The organism is Microvirga alba, assembly GCF_015694465.1.
GTDB classification, from domain to species: domain Bacteria; phylum Pseudomonadota; class Alphaproteobacteria; order Rhizobiales; family Beijerinckiaceae; genus Microvirga; species Microvirga alba.
Genome location: NZ_JADQDO010000002.1, coordinates 317,860 through 331,994, shown reverse-complemented (window position 1 = coordinate 331,994; position 14,135 = coordinate 317,860). Strand labels below are relative to the sequence as shown.

Below are 14,135 nucleotides of genomic sequence, written 5' to 3'. Positions count from 1 at the left end.
GGATATCTCATGAAACTTAATTTCAAGCTTGGCGGGGCGCTGGCGGCGGCTCTGCTCCTCGGCACGGCGCTTGGCGGCGCGGTGTCGGCGCAGACACTGACCATGGGCGTCCGCGCCGGTCCGGACTCGATCGACCCGCATTGGTCGACCCTCGGCAGCCAGGCTGAGACCCTCCGCCACGTCTTCGACACGCTCGTGATGGCGGATGAGAACCTGAACATGAAGCCGGGTCTCGCGACCTCTTGGAAGCCGGTCGATGACACGACCTGGGAATTCAAGATCCGCGAAGGCGTGAAATTCCACGACGGTTCCGAGTTGACCGCCGAGGACGTGAAATTCTCCATCGACCGCATCCCCGTGGTGACCGGGCCGATGAGCATGACGATCTACACCAAGCAGGTGAAAGAGACGAAGGTCGTCGACAAATACACCCTGCACGTGATCACGAAGGTGGCCGCGCCGACCCTGCCGAACGACTTCATTCGTCTTTTCGTCGTGTCGAAGTCCGTCGGCATGGATGCCCGCAACGAGCAGTTCAATTCGGGCAAGGCCGCCATCGGCACCGGTCCGTACAAGTTCGTCTCGTGGGAGCCGAAGGGTGACTTCGTCGTCGAGCGCTTCGACGGCTACTGGGGCGAGAAGCAGCCTTGGGCGAAGGTGATCCGTAAGGAAATCCCGAACGATCCGGCTCGCATGGCCGCGCTGAAATCCGGTCAGGTCGATCTCGTCAACTACGTGCCCGCCACCGACTACGCATCGATGCAGAAGGACAAGTCGGTCGACACCTTCGTCGCCGACTCGGTGTACTTCTTCGATCTCTACCCGAACCAGAAGGAAACCCTGCCGAAGCCTGTGAAGGTCGACGGCAAGGAAATCACCGCTAACCCGTTGCGCGACCCGCGGGTCCGCGAAGCGATGGATCTTGCCATCGACCGCAAGACGCTCGTCCGCGTCGTGCTCGAGGGCCTGGGCCGTCCGGCCAACCAGCTGATGCCGACGCACTTCTTCGGCGGCAGCAAGAACCTGCCGGAGCGCGCTTACGATGTCGCCAAGTCCAAGAAGCTCCTGGCCGACGCGGGTTATCCGAACGGCTTCGAGATCGACTTCTTCTGCACCAACAACCGTCTGCCGGGCGATGGCGCGATGTGCGAGGCTCTCTCCCAGATGTGGGCGCGCGCAGGCCTGAAGGTCAACGCAAACGCGCTCAACGGCACCGTGTTCTTCCCGGCGCAGCAGAAGGGTGAATTCCCGATGTGGATGAGCGGCTGGGGCACGCTGACGGGTGAGGCGAGCTACACCTACGGCTCGCTCGTGCACACGGCGGATCCGAGCACGGGTCTCGGCGCGTTCAACAAGCAGGGCTATTCCAATCCGGAAGTGGACAAGCTGCTTCAGGAAGGCAGCCGCACCATGGATGACACCAAGCGTCGCGCCCTGTTCGAGAAGGCGACCGAGATCTCCATGAACGACCGCGCGCTGATCCCGATGGTTCAGCTCCAGACGGTCTGGGCGGCGAAAAAGGGAGCGCTTACGATCCCCGCACGCGTCGACCAGGAAACGCTGGCTTACGAAATCAAGCCGAAGAGCTGATCGTTCGACAAAAAAGATGCCGGCCGGGACTATCCCGGTCGGCCTCCTTCCGGAGCGGTTTCACCACGATCCCGCTCCGGCTCGTTTCTTGAACCCCTTCCAGACGGCAGCCACGTTGCGCTCCGCCTGGAAATGTTTTTTCAACCCCATGCATGAGTGAGCATGATCGGTTTTCTTATCCAGCGCGTCTTGCAGGCGCTTATGGTCATCGTCGCGATGTCGGTCCTCGTGTTCCTCGGCGTTTACGCCATCGGGAACCCGATCGACGTGATGATCGACCCTGCTTCCGACCAGGCGCTGCGTGAGGCCCTGATTCACCGCTATGGCCTCGATCGACCGCTGATCGAGCAATACTTCGTGTTCATGAACAACATGCTGCACGGGGATTTTGGTGAATCCTTCATCTATCGCCTGCCCGTGATCGGCCTGATCTGGTCGCGCTTTCCCGCGACGCTGGAACTGGCGCTGACCGCAATGATGATCGCAACCTGCCTTGGCATCCCGCTCGGGTTGTGGGCGGGGTACAAGCCGGATTCATGGTCTGCGAAGGCCATCATGACCTTCTCGGTTCTCGGTTTCAGCGTGCCGACCTTCTGGGTCGGGCTTCTCCTCATCATGACATTCGCCGTCGAACTCGGCTGGCTGCCTTCCGGCGGACGCGGGCCGGTGTCGAATGTGTTCGGCCTGAAACTGTCCATCGGCTCGCTCGAAGGCTGGAGCTACATCATCCTGCCAGCTTTCAACCTCGCTCTGTTCAAGCTCGGGCTCCTGATCCGTCTCACCCGCGCTGGCACGATTGAGGTCATGAGTTCCGATTACGTGCGCTTCGCCCGCGCGCAAGGATTGTCGGAGGGCAAAGTTGTCGGACTGCATGTGCTGAAGAACATCTCGATTCCCATCGTCACCGTGTTCGGTCTCGAACTCGGCTCGACCCTGGCTTTCGCGGTCGTGACCGAGACCGTGTTCAACTGGCCCGGCATGGGCAAACTCATCATCGATTCCATCACTGTGCTCGACCGGCCCGTGATGGTCGCTTACCTCATTCTCGTCGTGTTTCTGTTCGTTCTCATCAACCTCGTGGTCGACCTGGTTTATGGCCAGCTCGATCCGCGCATTCGCGTGAAGGCCGCGTCATGAGCGCCCCTGTTGAAACCCGCTGGGGCCGGCTCGCCAATTTCTGGACGGATTTCCGCCAGAACCCGGTGGCGGTCGCAGCCCTTATTGTCATCGTCTCCGTCATTTTGATGGCGATCTTCGCGCCGCTGGTAGCGCCGCAGGACCCGTACAATCAGAAGACTTTGGATCTCTTCGACGCCCGTTTGCCGCCGGGTGAGATCGGATCCGGGGGCTACGTCCATTGGCTCGGTACCGATGCCGCCGGGCGCGACCTGTTTTCCGCCATTCTCTATGGCCTGCGGACGAGCCTCATCATCGGCATGCTCGCGGGAACCTTCGCCCTCGTGCTCGGCGCGACGGTGGGGCTGATCGCGGCCTATTACGGCGGCCGCACCGAGGCGCTGATCATGCGCGTCATCGATTTGCAGCTCTCGCTGCCCGCGATTTTGCTGGCGCTGGTGCTGGTGGCGATGCTCGGTCAAGGATTGCCGCAGCTCGTCGCTGCGCTGGTTGCCGCGCAATACGCCTATTTCGCGCGCACGACCCATGGCGCGGCGAGCGCCGAGCGGGGCAAGGACTACATCGAGGCCGCGCTCTCGACGCCCTTGCCCGCGCGCCGGGTGCTGTTCCGGCATTTGCTTCCGAATGCGTTGCCGCCGTTGCTTGTGGTCGCGACGGTGCAGGTGGCCAATTCCATTGCGCTTGAAGCGACGTTGTCGTTCCTCGGCCTCGGATTGCCGCTGACCAAGCCTTCGCTGGGCTCGCTCATCTCCAATGGATTCCAGTTTCTGCTCTCGGGCCGCTACTGGATCTCGATCTATCCCGGCATCGCGCTGATGTTGACGGTGGTTGCCATCAACCTCGTCGGCGATCAGGTTCGCCACGTCCTGAACCCGAGGCGCAGCCGATGAGTGACGCTATTCTTCGTGTCAACAATCTCCAGACCCAATTCCAGACCCGTAATGGGGTGCTCAAGGCCGTCGATGGGGTGAGCTTCGAGGTCGGTCGCGGCCGCATCCTCGGCCTCGTCGGCGAATCCGGCTCGGGCAAGAGCGTCACCGGCTATTCGATCCTCGGCCTGATCGAGGCTCCCGGCGAGGTCGCGGGTGGCGAGGTGCTGCTGAAAGGCCAGGATCTCACGCGTCTCAAGGGCGAGGCCATGCGTCGCGTCCGCGGTGCGCAGATCGCCATGGTCTTCCAGGACCCGATGATGACCCTGAACCCGGTCCTCAAGATCGGGACGCAGATGATCGCCGCCGTGCGCGCTCACGACAAGGTTTCCCGCAAGGTGGCCTGGGGCAGGGCGCGCGATGCGCTCGCCAAGGTCGGCATCCCCAGCCCCGAAGAGCGTCTCGACGCCTATCCGCATCAGCTCTCCGGCGGCATGCGCCAGCGCGTGGCGATTGCGATCGCGCTTCTGCACAGTCCGGCGGTGATTATCGCGGACGAACCGACGACCGCGCTCGACGTGTCGATCCAGGGGCAGATCCTCGCCGAGGTGCGCCGCCTCGCGGATGAAACCGGAACGGCTTTCGTGTGGGTCACGCACGATCTCGCGGTCGTCTCCAGCCTCGCCGACGATATCTGCGTCATGTATGCGGGCCGCGTCGTCGAGACAGGCGCTGCGGCGGATGTCATCGCCTCGCCTCGTCATCCTTATACGGCGGGTCTTCTCGCGTCGGTTCCGGCCGAGCATGAGCCCGGCGAACGCCTGCCGCAGGTTCCCGGTTCGACGCCGTCGCTTGCGGACCTTCCGCCCGGATGCGCCTTCGCGCCCCGTTGCTTCAAGGCGGGCCCCGCCTGCACGACCACGCCGCCCGTCCAGACTTTCGCGGATGGGCGCTCCGCCCTTTGCCATTATCCGATTGAGCCCGTTTCATGTCAGCCGCTCTCCTCGACATCGACCACGTATCGAAGCGCTTCGTAAAGCGTCCGAGCCTCGGCGAGCGCATCGCGGGCCTTTTGGGCGCGGGGCGCAAGACCGAGATCGTGCGCGCCGTCAGCGACGTGAGCCTCACCGTGCGCAAGGGTGAGGTCGTCGGCCTCGTCGGCGAATCCGGTTGCGGCAAGTCCACCCTCGGGCGGATCATCGCCGGCATCTATGCGCCCAGCGACGGCAAGGTGTTGTTCGGCAATGCCCCCGTTGCGAAAGAGCAGGGGCGGCGGACCGAGAAGCTGACGACACAAGTCCAGATGGTGCATCAGGATCCCTTCGCCAGCCTCAATCCACGCATGCGCATCGGCGACACGGTGGCCGAAGGCCCGGTGACTCACAACATCGTCAAGGCGCGCGACGCCGATGCCTATGTGGCTGACATGCTGGGCCGCGTCGGACTCGATCCGAGCTATCGCCGACGCTTCCCGCACCAGTTCTCCGGCGGCCAGCGCCAGCGCATCGCCATCGCCCGCGCGCTCGCGATGAAGCCGGATCTGCTCGTGCTCGATGAGCCGGTGGCGTCCCTCGACGTGTCGATCCAGGCGCAGGTGCTCAACCTGTTCATGGATCTGCGGCAGGACCTCGACCTGACGGCGATCTTCATCAGCCACGATCTCGGCGTGGTGCGCCATGTGTCGGACCGGGTCGCGATCATGTATCTCGGCCGCATCGTCGAGTTGGCCCCGACGGCGGAACTCTATGCGGCGCCGAACCATCCCTATACGAAGGCGCTGTTCGAGAGCGTTCCGCGCGTCGGCGTGGGCCGCAAGGATTTCCGCCCCATCGCGGGTGAGATTCCTTCGCCGCTTCATCCGCCGAACGGCTGCCATTTCCACCCGCGTTGTCCCCTCGCGGGACCGCGTTGCAAGCGCGAAGCCCCCGCGCTCAGCGCCATCGGCCCCGGGCGCGCCTCGGCCTGCCATCTCAATGGCGGCGGAACAGACTGACCAGAAGAGATACGATCATGAACCAGGAAGCCTCTCTCGCGGCGCTCAAGGAGCGCATCGCCGCCGTTAATGACGTGCTCAACGCCACGTCGCTCCTGACCTGGGATTCCCGCACCATGATGCCCGCCGGAGGGGCCGAGACGCGCGGAAACCAGATCGCGACCTTGACCCGCGTCGCGCGCGACCTTCTGCTTGCGCCGGAAACCGAAAAGGCGCTCGAGGCGGCCGAGCGAGCGGTCGAATCCTTGCCGGAGAACGAGGCCGAGCGCCGCCTCGTCTCCCAGACCCGTCATGCGGTGGAGCATCACCGGCGCGTGCCGGCGTCCCTCATTCAGGAACGCGCTTCCCTTCGCACGGTGGCGCAAGCCGCGTGGATCGAAGGCCGGTCGAAGAGCGATTTTTCGATCTTTTCGCCGCATCTGAAAAAGACGGTCGAGTTGGCGCGGGCCTACGCGGATTGCATCGGCTGGACCGAGCATCCCTATGACGCCATGGTCTCGATCTACGAGCCGGGCGAGACGGCGGCGAGCCTGAAAGGGCTGTTCGCAACGCTGCGGGCAGGTCTTCTGCCGATCCTCGCCGCAGCTCGCTCCCGCCCCGCGCCCCGGTCCGACTTCCTGTTCCGGGATTTTTCGGAGGAAGGGCAGCGCGCCTTTGGCCTGACCGTGGCGGAAAAGCTCGGTTACGATTTCAAGCGCGGTCGCCTCGACACCACCGTGCACCCGTTCGAGGTGTCGTTCACGCGTAACGACGTGCGCATCACCACCCGCTACACCCGCAACTATCTGCCTGCCTCCATCTTCGGAACGGCGCATGAGACCGGCCACGCGCTCTATGAGCAGGGCGTTGATCCGGCCTATACGCGCACGACGCTCGCCACCGATCTGGTCGGGCTCTACGCGGTCGGCGGCACGAGCTTCGGGGCGCACGAATCCCAGTCGCGCCTGTGGGAAAACCACGTGGTGCGCAGCCCGATGTTCTGGCAGCTGCACTTCCCCGAACTGCAGAAGCAGTTCCCGACCGAACTCGGCGATGTGAGCGCGGAAGAGTTTTATCGCGCCGTTACCCGCGTCGAGCCCGGTTTCATTCGCGTCGAAGCGGATGAGCTGACCTATGATTTCCACATCATGCTGCGCGTCGACATCGAATGCGCGCTCATGGACGGCTCGCTCGCTGTCGCGGATCTGCCTTCAGCCTGGAACGCGGCCATCAAGCGCGACCTCGATCTCGATGTGCCCAACGATTCACGCGGCGTCTTGCAGGATGTGCATTGGTCGACGGGCTATATCGGCTCGTTCCCGACCTATACGGTCGGCAACGTCATGGCGGCGCAGATGATGGAAACGCTGCGTCAGGATCGCGCGCTCGATGCGGCCATCGAGGCCGGTGACTATACGGGTCTCGCCGAGGCGCTGCGCACCAAGATCTGGTGCCATGGCCGTCGCTTCAACCGCGACGAGCTGTTGGTGCGGGAAACCGGACGTGGCCTCGATCCCGCGCCCTACCTTGCCTACCTCAGCGCCAAGTACGCGGCCTGAGACCGGGCTTTAGCCCAGCGCCTCATGGCCCCGGGCTTCCCGCGCCAGATGGACGAGCACCGGCCGCAGATCCGCCGGGCTCGTCAGACGATGCGGAAAGACGAGGCGCAGGATCTTGTCGCCTAAGCCAAGCTGCACGCCCTCCGGATCGATGCCGATCAGCTTCCAAGCGCCGGCAGGCGCGCCGCATAGCTTGGTGGCGTAGAGGGCGACAGCTTCCCTGTGATCCGTATTCATGTGCTCGACGGCTTCCGCTTCCATATCCGAGAAGCCGTCAAAGCCGGTCATGTCCGTCAAGATATCGGCTTTGGTCATGCGATAGGACCGGCCGAACCCTCCATTGAGGCTCGCGGACGTCACGTTGAGCCGCCAGAACGCGAAGTCGGGAAAGTCCACGTAGAGGGCCGCTTTCGGATGCTGCGTCAGATACCGCCGCCGGACGCCCTGGGCCTCCCGCGATCCGGGCTCGAGACGCGTTGCATCGGCAAGCAGCGTCAGACGGGGATGGGCCAGTGGATCGCCCTTGCCGATGTCCGAGAGCAACAGGGAGCAGCGCTCATCCGCCTCCAGCAGCCTGGTATGGGTGGAGAGCTGCGACGTGAGAATGATGGGCGACCCGTCGAGGTCGCTCCCGACGGCCACGAGACTGGCGAAAGGAAACCCGCTCTCGCCATCGTTGGTCGCAAGCGCGCCGGATCGCGCGGTCCGCATCAACTGCTTGGCAAGCAGGCGGGCCTCGTCGTCGACCGGCAGGATCGGGTCTTTCCGCATATCGTCTCATCCACCTGTTGCGAGATCAGAGTCGCTCTTTTCTAACGCCTTGCGGGCCAATTCGTCACGCAGGTGCGCGAAGCGTGCAAGCCGGCCGCTTTTCCAGCCGCGGCCCGAAGGCTTGACAGCACCGTGCCCGTCAGGTGCTAACCTGCTGCGATGAAGCGCGGGTTGTCGCCCGCCTCGATTGCGGAATCATCATGGCCCCGGTTCGCGACAAGCTTGAAGACATTCTCGCGCGATTGACCGCGCGCGCCGCCGACGAATGCGTTTTCGTGCGCCTTTATGCCGATGCCGCGCGGTCGGCCGCGGATGCCGCCGATGCACGCAGGCGCGATGGCGTCAGTCTCGGACCTCTCGACGGAAGCATCGTCTCGATCAAGGATCTGTTCGACGTGGCCGGAGAGGCCACCACGGCAGGGTCGATCGTGTTGCGCGACGCGCCGCCCGCGTCGCGGGACGCAACGATCGTTCGCCGCTTGCGTCAGGCGGGCGCGGTGATCCTCGGCAAGACGAACATGGTCGAGTTCGCCTTTTCCGGAATCGGCCTCAATCCGCATTACGGCACGCCCGGCAATGCGGCAGATCCCGCCCGCGTTCCGGGTGGGTCGTCCTCCGGGGCTGGCGTGTCGGTCGCTGAGGGCACGAGCGAGATTGCAATTGGTAGCGACACGGGTGGTTCCGTGCGTATCCCGGCGGCGTTCAACGGTGTCGTCGGGTTCAAACCGACCGCGCATCGTGTGCCGTTGGACGGAGTCTTCCCCCTTTCCTACACCCTCGATTCCATCGGTCCGCTCGCCGCGACCGTGCAGGATTGCGCCTGGGCCGATGCGATCATGGCAGGCGACGAGGCGCGAACCCTGACCCCCTATCCTCTCGCCGGTCTGCGCATCGGGGTTCCGCATGGGCGTCTGTTCACCGAGACCGAGCCGATGGTCGCAGAAGCCTTCGAGGCGAGCCTGCGGCGTCTGTCGCAGGCCGGCGCGCAGATCATCGCGCTTCCTATCGACGATCTCCTCCAGGCCATGGCGGATGCGACCGCGCGGGCCTCGATTGCCTCCATCGAAGCGTCCGAGATTCACGCGGATTGGATCGAGGCGAAAGCCCACATGATCGATCCACTCGTGCGCGGTTCGATCGCGCGTGCGGGGAGGGTGCCGTCGCCGGTCTATATTCGGGCGTTGCGTCGGCGAAAGGCGCTCGTTACCGCCATGGACGAGCGGCTCGCGCCCATCGACGTTCTCGCGTTGCCGGCAACCGCGATCTCCGCGCCGCTGACCGCGCCGTTGATGGCGGATGAGGAACTCTACGACAGGACGGATTGGCTGATCTTGCGCAACCCCATGTTCGCCAACCAGTTCGATCTGACCGCCATTTCGCTGCCGATCCCTGCTTGTGCGCTCCCGGTCGGGTTCATGCTCGTGGCGCGCCATGGTCACGATCAGCGGCTGCTCGACATCTCCGCGAGTGTGGAGAAGGAACTGACCCGCTGACGGGTGAGCTTGAAAAGGCGCAGCGCATTCTGCGCTAGATCAAAGCGCGGCTGCGATTGGCGGGCGATGAAGGGGCTCCTTCCATGAAGGTGCGCCCATGCAGCCGAACGCTTCCGACCCTTTTTGGCGCCGCTCCACCGAGGCGAGCTTTGCGGCTCTCCGATGCAGCGCGCAGGGGTTGTCGAGCGCGGAGGCCGCCCGGCGGCTGGCCGAGACAGGGTCGAACGTGGCGGTCGAGCCTGTCCGCCTCAGGCTCCTGGCCAAGATCGGCCGCCGCCTGATCGAGCCGCTAATCGCCATTCTGATCGTCGCGGCGCTGATTTCGGGGGCCACGGGCGACTGGGCGAGCTTCGTCATCATCCTGACCATTCTCAGCCTGTCCATCGCGCTTGACGTAATCCAGGAGCACCGTGCCGAGGTCACCGCCGAAGCCCTCAAGCGTTCGGTCGCCGTCCGTTCGCAGGTCCGTCGCGATGGAAAAACCATCGGCCTCGCGGTCGAGGATATCGTGCCGGGGGATGTGGTCGAGCTGCGTGCGGGCGATCTCGTGCCGGCGGACGGCATCGTGCTCGACAGCCGGGCCGCGCACACCAACGAGGCGCTTCTGACCGGCGAAGCGTTCCCTGTCGAGAAGCGGCCGGGACCCTGCGATGCCGAGGCGACGGCCGACGCCTTCAACGCGCTGTTCGGGGGCACCGCTTTGGTGAGCGGAGACGCGACCATGCTCGTGGTCGCAACCGGAGCGCGGACGCGCTTCGGCGGCATCGCGGCGGCGCTGCGATCCGCGGAGCCGCCGACGGCCTTCGAGAGGGGGCTGCACGCGCTCGGGGTGCTGATCCTGCGCATGACGGCGTTTCTCGTGCTGCTCGTCCTTTTGGCGAACCTCGCGCTTCATCGCCCGGTCCTCGAATCCTTCCTCTTCGCCGTCGCGCTCGCCGTCGGGCTCACGCCGGAACTCCTGCCCATGATCATGACCGTGACCCTGTCGCGCGGAGCGGTGCGCATGGCCGCACGCAAGGTGGTGGTGAAACGGCTCGCCGCCATCCACGACCTCGGCGCGATGGACATTCTCTGCACCGACAAGACCGGCACGCTGACCGAAGCCCGCATCGCGCTGGTCGGGCATCCCGGCTGCGACGGCGTCGATTCCGAACGGGTGCTCGAACTCGCGACCGTGAACTCTCGCTTCGAGAGCGGCGTCAGAAGCGCCCTCGACGACGCCATCATCGCCCATGGCGATGACATGCCGCTCACGTCGTGGAAGCGGATCGCCGACGTCCCGTTCGACTTCGAGCGTCGGCGTGTGTCCGTGCTGGCGGAGAAGGACGGGCGACCGCTTCTCATCGTGAAGGGCGCGCCGGAAGAGGTTCTGGCGCTGTCCACGCAAGTCGACCTCGGGACAGGCGCGCCCGTGGCCCTCGATGACGCGAAACGGGCGAGCCTGACGCGTCTTTATGACGACAAGGCCGGGCAGGGCTTGCGCTCCCTCGGCATCGCCTGGCGCGAGATGCCGCCCGAGCGCCTACGGCCAGGCGTGGAGGACGAGGCCAATCTCGTCTTCGCAGGCTACTGCGTCTTCGTCGATCCGCCAAAGCCATCGGCGGCCTCGGCCATCGCGCGGTTGGAGGAGGTCGGCGTCAGGGTCAAGATCGTCTCGGGTGATGCCGCGCCGGTCCTGCACCATATCGTCGAGACGCTTGGCATCCCGGCCAAGGGCCTGCTGACCGGCGCGGAAATTTCCGAGCTTACCGATACGGCGCTCGCCTTGCGCGTCGAGGAGACGGATCTCTTCGCGCGGGTCGCGCCCGACCAGAAGACCCGCATCGTGCGCGCGTTGCAGCTGCGCGGGCATACGGTCGGATTCATCGGTGACGGGATCAACGATGCCCCCGCCATCAAGGCCGCCGATGCCGGGTTGTCGGTGGATGGAGCCTCCGACGTCGCCCGGGCCGCCGCCGACCTGATCCTGCTGGAGCACGATCTCGGCGTGGTCGCGGATGGCGTCGCGGAGGGGCGCTACACTTACGCCAACATCATGAAATACGTTCGCATGGGCACCTCATCGAATTTTGGCAACATGCTCTCCATGGCGATCGCCTCGATGTTCCTGCCCTTCCTTCCGCTCACGCCGATCCAGGTTCTGTTGAACAACCTGATCTACGACATGAGCGAGACCGGCATTCCGTTCGACAATGTCGACGAGCAGAAGGTCGCCCGGCCTCACAACTGGGACATGAACAGCGTGCTGCGATTTTCGCTGATCATGGGACCGCTCTCATCCATCTTCGACATCGCGACATTCATCGTCCTCATTCTCGGCTTCGGCGCGGCGGCCGCGGAGTTCCGGACAGCCTGGTTCGTGGAATCCATGGCGACGCAGATTCTCGTCGTCTTCCTCATCCGAACGGCCTTGCCGGTCTGGAAGAGCCGACCGAACCGCGTGCTTGTCATCATCTCGCTGACGGCGCTCGCCGTCGCCAACCTCATCGCTCTCACGCCGATCGGGCTGAAGCTGGGATTCGGCGCGGTGCTCTGGCCGATCCTGGCGATCATCCTTCTGCTGGTCGTGGGCTATCTCATCGCCGCGGAGGCCTTGAAGCGTTTCGCGCTTGGGGCGGAGCAGGCGTGAGTTGGGGAGTGAGGCATCCGTTCGGATCACGTCATCTGAGCCCGCAATGCCTCAGCCTTCCGGCCAGGCCAAATTCCATTCGTCCGGTATTGCTCTGTCGGCGTATATCGGCACTCTCGGGGCCATAGGCGCATCAGCGGCTGGGCGCCTATGGTTCGGGAATGCGCGAAGGAGATGGCTGGATGAGTGAGCCCACGGACGATGGTCTCTACCGTGATCCGGATTTGGCGCAGTTCTACGATGCGGCGAACACATGGGGCGTTGATTTCGATTATTGCATGGCCCTTGCGACGGATGCGGCATCCGTTCTCGACCTGGGTTGCGGCACAGGCGAGCTAGCGACCGCGCTTGCGCAGAACCGGGCGGTGACGGGCGTCGACCCTGCGGCGGCGATGCTCGACATTGCGCGAAAGCGGCCGGGTGGCCATGAGGTCACCTGGGTCCAGGCCGATGCCCGCTCGGTTCGTCTTGATGACCGCTTCGACCTTGTTCTTCTGACAGGGCATGTGTTTCAGGTCTTTCTCACCGGCAAGGATCAGAAAGCGGCGCTCTCGACGATCGCCGCGCACCTGAAGCCGAACGGACGGTTCATCTTCGATAGTCGAAATCCCGTGCTCAGGACGTGGGAAAACCGGAACCGGCGCAATAGCCTGCATCAACTCGATCATCCCCAGCTCGGCAGGATCGAAGCCTGGAATGAGCCTTCATTTGACGAAACCACCAGCATCCTGACCTATGAAAACGGCTATCGGGTCCTCGATACAGGCAAGGTCTTTTCGGCATCGGCGCAGATCCGCTACACGCCGCAAGACGAACTCGCCGACATGATCGAGTCCGCCGGGCTCGTAGTCGAGAAATGGCTCGGCGGCTGGGAGGGTAATCCCTATCATCCAATGGCCGAGGAGATCATCCCGTTTGGCCGTCTCGCTTGAATGTCTTCTTGTAGCGCTGAGCGCTCGGGCGTGAATGAGGGGATCGACCGGAGGATACCGATCCGAGGGAGGCGGTCGCGCAGGGGATCCGCTAGAAACCGCGTCTGTTCCCCCAGGCCAGGACGTGCAGTTGCGGCAGGACCGTCGCCGCATACCACCGATCCGCCGTCACCTTGTCGACAAGCCAGCGGAAGCCCCGCATCACATCATCGATGTTGGCCTCCTCGCTGCCTGGGCCGGTATGGGTTACCAGCGGAGCGGGATTTCCGACCTGGAGATAAACCGGCAGAGTCGGATAGCGACACGCCGCAAACCGGGCATAAGCATAGTCGTCCTCGTCGAACACAACCACCTTGAGGGCGCAGTGTGGTCCGCCTGCCGCTGCCGAGATGCAATCGTCCAGAGCCTGCCAGTCGGTTGTCATCTCTGAAGATGGTGGCTTCGGGCTCAGCATGAGCCAGTCGAGCGCCGCAAACCAGGGCTGGGGCACGCTGCCCTGGGTTTCCAGGGCAAACGTGTGTCCCTTCCGGTGGCCCTGTTCGATGAGCGGTGCCAGCGGCTGAAGCGCGGGATTGCCGCCGGACAGCGACACGAGCACCGGCGTGGAGCCGGCCAAGTGCTCGACCTGCGCCAGGATTGCGGCTGGACTCATCAGAGTCCATTCCTCGCGAAACTCAGGCAGCACTGCGTAGAGCGTATCGCACCAGCTGCAGCGATAATCGCAGCCGCCGGTGCGCACGAATACTGTCGGCCGTCCGATCAACGGGCCTTCTCCCTGGACCGTCGGACCGAAGATTTCGCTGATGCGGATGCTCCCCTTCATGGACGGTATTCCGCCCATGTTTTCGGGGTCTCGCTGACGCGCACGGCTGCAACCTCCGGCCAGCGCGCCCGGCACCAGTCGTAGAGCCATTTGGCGATGACCTCGCTGGTCGTCCGGTCATGTCCAAAGACCTCGTTGAGGTGGCGATGGTCGAGAGTGTCGTCGATGAACTCCTTGAGCGCCGAGAACTCACGGTAGTCGCGGACAAAGCCGACCGGATCGAGCTCGGCGGATTGCAGCACGATCTCCACTTCGTAGTTATGGCCGTGGAGCCGGGCACAAGGATGATGCGCCGGCAGGCCCCCGATCATGTGCGAGGCCGAGAACGAAAATCGCTTGGCGATGGTGTACATGGCCGCG

12 protein-coding genes are annotated in these 14,135 nt (G+C 64.2%); 9 read left to right on the top strand and 3 right to left on the bottom strand.

The window, feature by feature from the left end; all coding sequences use genetic code 11:
* Positions 1–9: 9 nt before the first annotated feature.
* The 6 genes from I2H38_RS05860 to I2H38_RS05835 all read left to right on the top strand — a co-directional run bounded on the left by I2H38_RS05860 (position 10) and on the right by I2H38_RS05835 (position 7,127).
* The gene (locus tag I2H38_RS05860; RefSeq protein ID WP_196270887.1) at positions 10–1,590 is read left to right on the top strand and encodes an ABC transporter substrate-binding protein; all 1,581 of its coding nucleotides are present in this window, start codon (positions 10–12) and stop codon (positions 1,588–1,590) included.
* Positions 1,591–1,752: 162 nt separating this feature from the next.
* Positions 1,753–2,727 carry an ABC transporter permease gene (locus I2H38_RS05855; protein ID WP_196270886.1) on the top strand — a complete coding sequence of 325 codons (975 nt, stop codon included), beginning with the start codon at positions 1,753–1,755 and terminating at the stop codon, positions 2,725–2,727.
* Complete coding sequence (locus I2H38_RS05850) at positions 2,724–3,617, top strand: ABC transporter permease (protein WP_196270885.1); 894 nt, start codon at positions 2,724–2,726, stop codon at positions 3,615–3,617. Before I2H38_RS05855 ends, I2H38_RS05850 begins: the two co-directional genes overlap by 4 nt.
* The gene (locus tag I2H38_RS05845) at positions 3,614–4,633 is read left to right on the top strand and encodes an ABC transporter ATP-binding protein (RefSeq protein ID WP_196270884.1); all 1,020 of its coding nucleotides are present in this window, start codon (positions 3,614–3,616) and stop codon (positions 4,631–4,633) included. Before I2H38_RS05850 ends, I2H38_RS05845 begins: the two co-directional genes overlap by 4 nt.
* Positions 4,585–5,589 carry an ABC transporter ATP-binding protein gene (locus I2H38_RS05840; protein ID WP_196270883.1) on the top strand — a complete coding sequence of 335 codons (1,005 nt, stop codon included), beginning with the start codon at positions 4,585–4,587 and terminating at the stop codon, positions 5,587–5,589. The genes I2H38_RS05845 and I2H38_RS05840 overlap by 49 nt, the downstream gene beginning before the upstream one ends.
* A 17-nt stretch (positions 5,590–5,606) precedes the next feature.
* Positions 5,607–7,127, top strand: coding sequence for a carboxypeptidase M32 (locus I2H38_RS05835; RefSeq protein ID WP_196270882.1), 1,521 nt, complete (start codon positions 5,607–5,609; stop codon positions 7,125–7,127).
* 9 nt (positions 7,128–7,136) lie between these two features.
* Here the strand turns inward: I2H38_RS05835 and I2H38_RS05830 are convergent, their stop codons facing one another.
* On the bottom strand, positions 7,137–7,898 hold the full coding sequence (locus I2H38_RS05830) for a HugZ family pyridoxamine 5'-phosphate oxidase (protein WP_196270881.1): 762 nt from the start codon (positions 7,896–7,898) through the stop codon (positions 7,137–7,139).
* A 200-nt stretch (positions 7,899–8,098) separates the two neighbouring features.
* On the opposite strand from I2H38_RS05830, the gene I2H38_RS05825 reads away from it, so the two are divergent.
* From I2H38_RS05825 to I2H38_RS05815, 3 genes are all read left to right on the top strand, one after another.
* Positions 8,099–9,391, top strand: coding sequence for an amidase (locus I2H38_RS05825; RefSeq protein ID WP_196270880.1), 1,293 nt, complete (start codon positions 8,099–8,101; stop codon positions 9,389–9,391).
* A 97-nt stretch (positions 9,392–9,488) separates the two neighbouring features.
* Positions 9,489–12,020: a magnesium-translocating P-type ATPase gene (gene mgtA / locus I2H38_RS05820; protein WP_196270879.1), complete on the top strand. Its 2,532-nt coding sequence runs from the start codon at positions 9,489–9,491 to the stop codon at positions 12,018–12,020.
* 182 nt (positions 12,021–12,202) lie between these two features.
* Positions 12,203–12,952 (top strand): class I SAM-dependent methyltransferase, encoded by a 750-nt coding sequence (locus I2H38_RS05815; protein ID WP_196270878.1) that lies wholly within the window; start codon positions 12,203–12,205, stop codon positions 12,950–12,952.
* Positions 12,953–13,043: 91 nt separating this feature from the next.
* Here I2H38_RS05815 and queE read toward each other — a convergent pair whose 3' ends face one another.
* The gene (queE, locus tag I2H38_RS05810; protein WP_196270877.1) at positions 13,044–13,793 is read right to left on the bottom strand and encodes a 7-carboxy-7-deazaguanine synthase QueE; all 750 of its coding nucleotides are present in this window, start codon (positions 13,791–13,793) and stop codon (positions 13,044–13,046) included.
* Positions 13,772–14,128 carry a 6-pyruvoyl trahydropterin synthase family protein gene (locus I2H38_RS05805; RefSeq protein ID WP_196271329.1) on the bottom strand — a complete coding sequence of 119 codons (357 nt, stop codon included), beginning with the start codon at positions 14,126–14,128 and terminating at the stop codon, positions 13,772–13,774. The genes queE and I2H38_RS05805 overlap by 22 nt, the downstream gene beginning before the upstream one ends.
* Positions 14,129–14,135: the final 7 nt, after the last annotated feature.

What these genes read in the sequence shown, in the direction of transcription:
- I2H38_RS05860 (WP_196270887.1), top strand. Translation starts at nt 10, where the DNA reads ATGAAACTTAATTTCAAGCTTGGCGGGGCGCTGGCGGCGGCTCTGCTC.
- I2H38_RS05855 (WP_196270886.1), top strand. Translation starts at nt 1,753, where the DNA reads ATGATCGGTTTTCTTATCCAGCGCGTCTTGCAGGCGCTTATGGTCATC.
- I2H38_RS05850 (WP_196270885.1), top strand. Translation starts at nt 2,724, where the DNA reads ATGAGCGCCCCTGTTGAAACCCGCTGGGGCCGGCTCGCCAATTTCTGG.
- I2H38_RS05845 (WP_196270884.1), top strand. Translation starts at nt 3,614, where the DNA reads ATGAGTGACGCTATTCTTCGTGTCAACAATCTCCAGACCCAATTCCAG.
- I2H38_RS05840 (WP_196270883.1), top strand. Translation starts at nt 4,585, where the DNA reads ATGTCAGCCGCTCTCCTCGACATCGACCACGTATCGAAGCGCTTCGTA.
- I2H38_RS05835 (WP_196270882.1), top strand. Translation starts at nt 5,607, where the DNA reads ATGAACCAGGAAGCCTCTCTCGCGGCGCTCAAGGAGCGCATCGCCGCC.
- I2H38_RS05830 (WP_196270881.1), bottom strand. Translation starts at nt 7,898, where the DNA reads ATGCGGAAAGACCCGATCCTGCCGGTCGACGACGAGGCCCGCCTGCTT.
- I2H38_RS05825 (WP_196270880.1), top strand. Translation starts at nt 8,099, where the DNA reads ATGGCCCCGGTTCGCGACAAGCTTGAAGACATTCTCGCGCGATTGACC.
- mgtA (WP_196270879.1), top strand. Translation starts at nt 9,489, where the DNA reads ATGCAGCCGAACGCTTCCGACCCTTTTTGGCGCCGCTCCACCGAGGCG.
- I2H38_RS05815 (WP_196270878.1), top strand. Translation starts at nt 12,203, where the DNA reads ATGAGTGAGCCCACGGACGATGGTCTCTACCGTGATCCGGATTTGGCG.
- queE (WP_196270877.1), bottom strand. Translation starts at nt 13,793, where the DNA reads ATGGGCGGAATACCGTCCATGAAGGGGAGCATCCGCATCAGCGAAATC.
- I2H38_RS05805 (WP_196271329.1), bottom strand. Translation starts at nt 14,128, where the DNA reads ATGTACACCATCGCCAAGCGATTTTCGTTCTCGGCCTCGCACATGATC.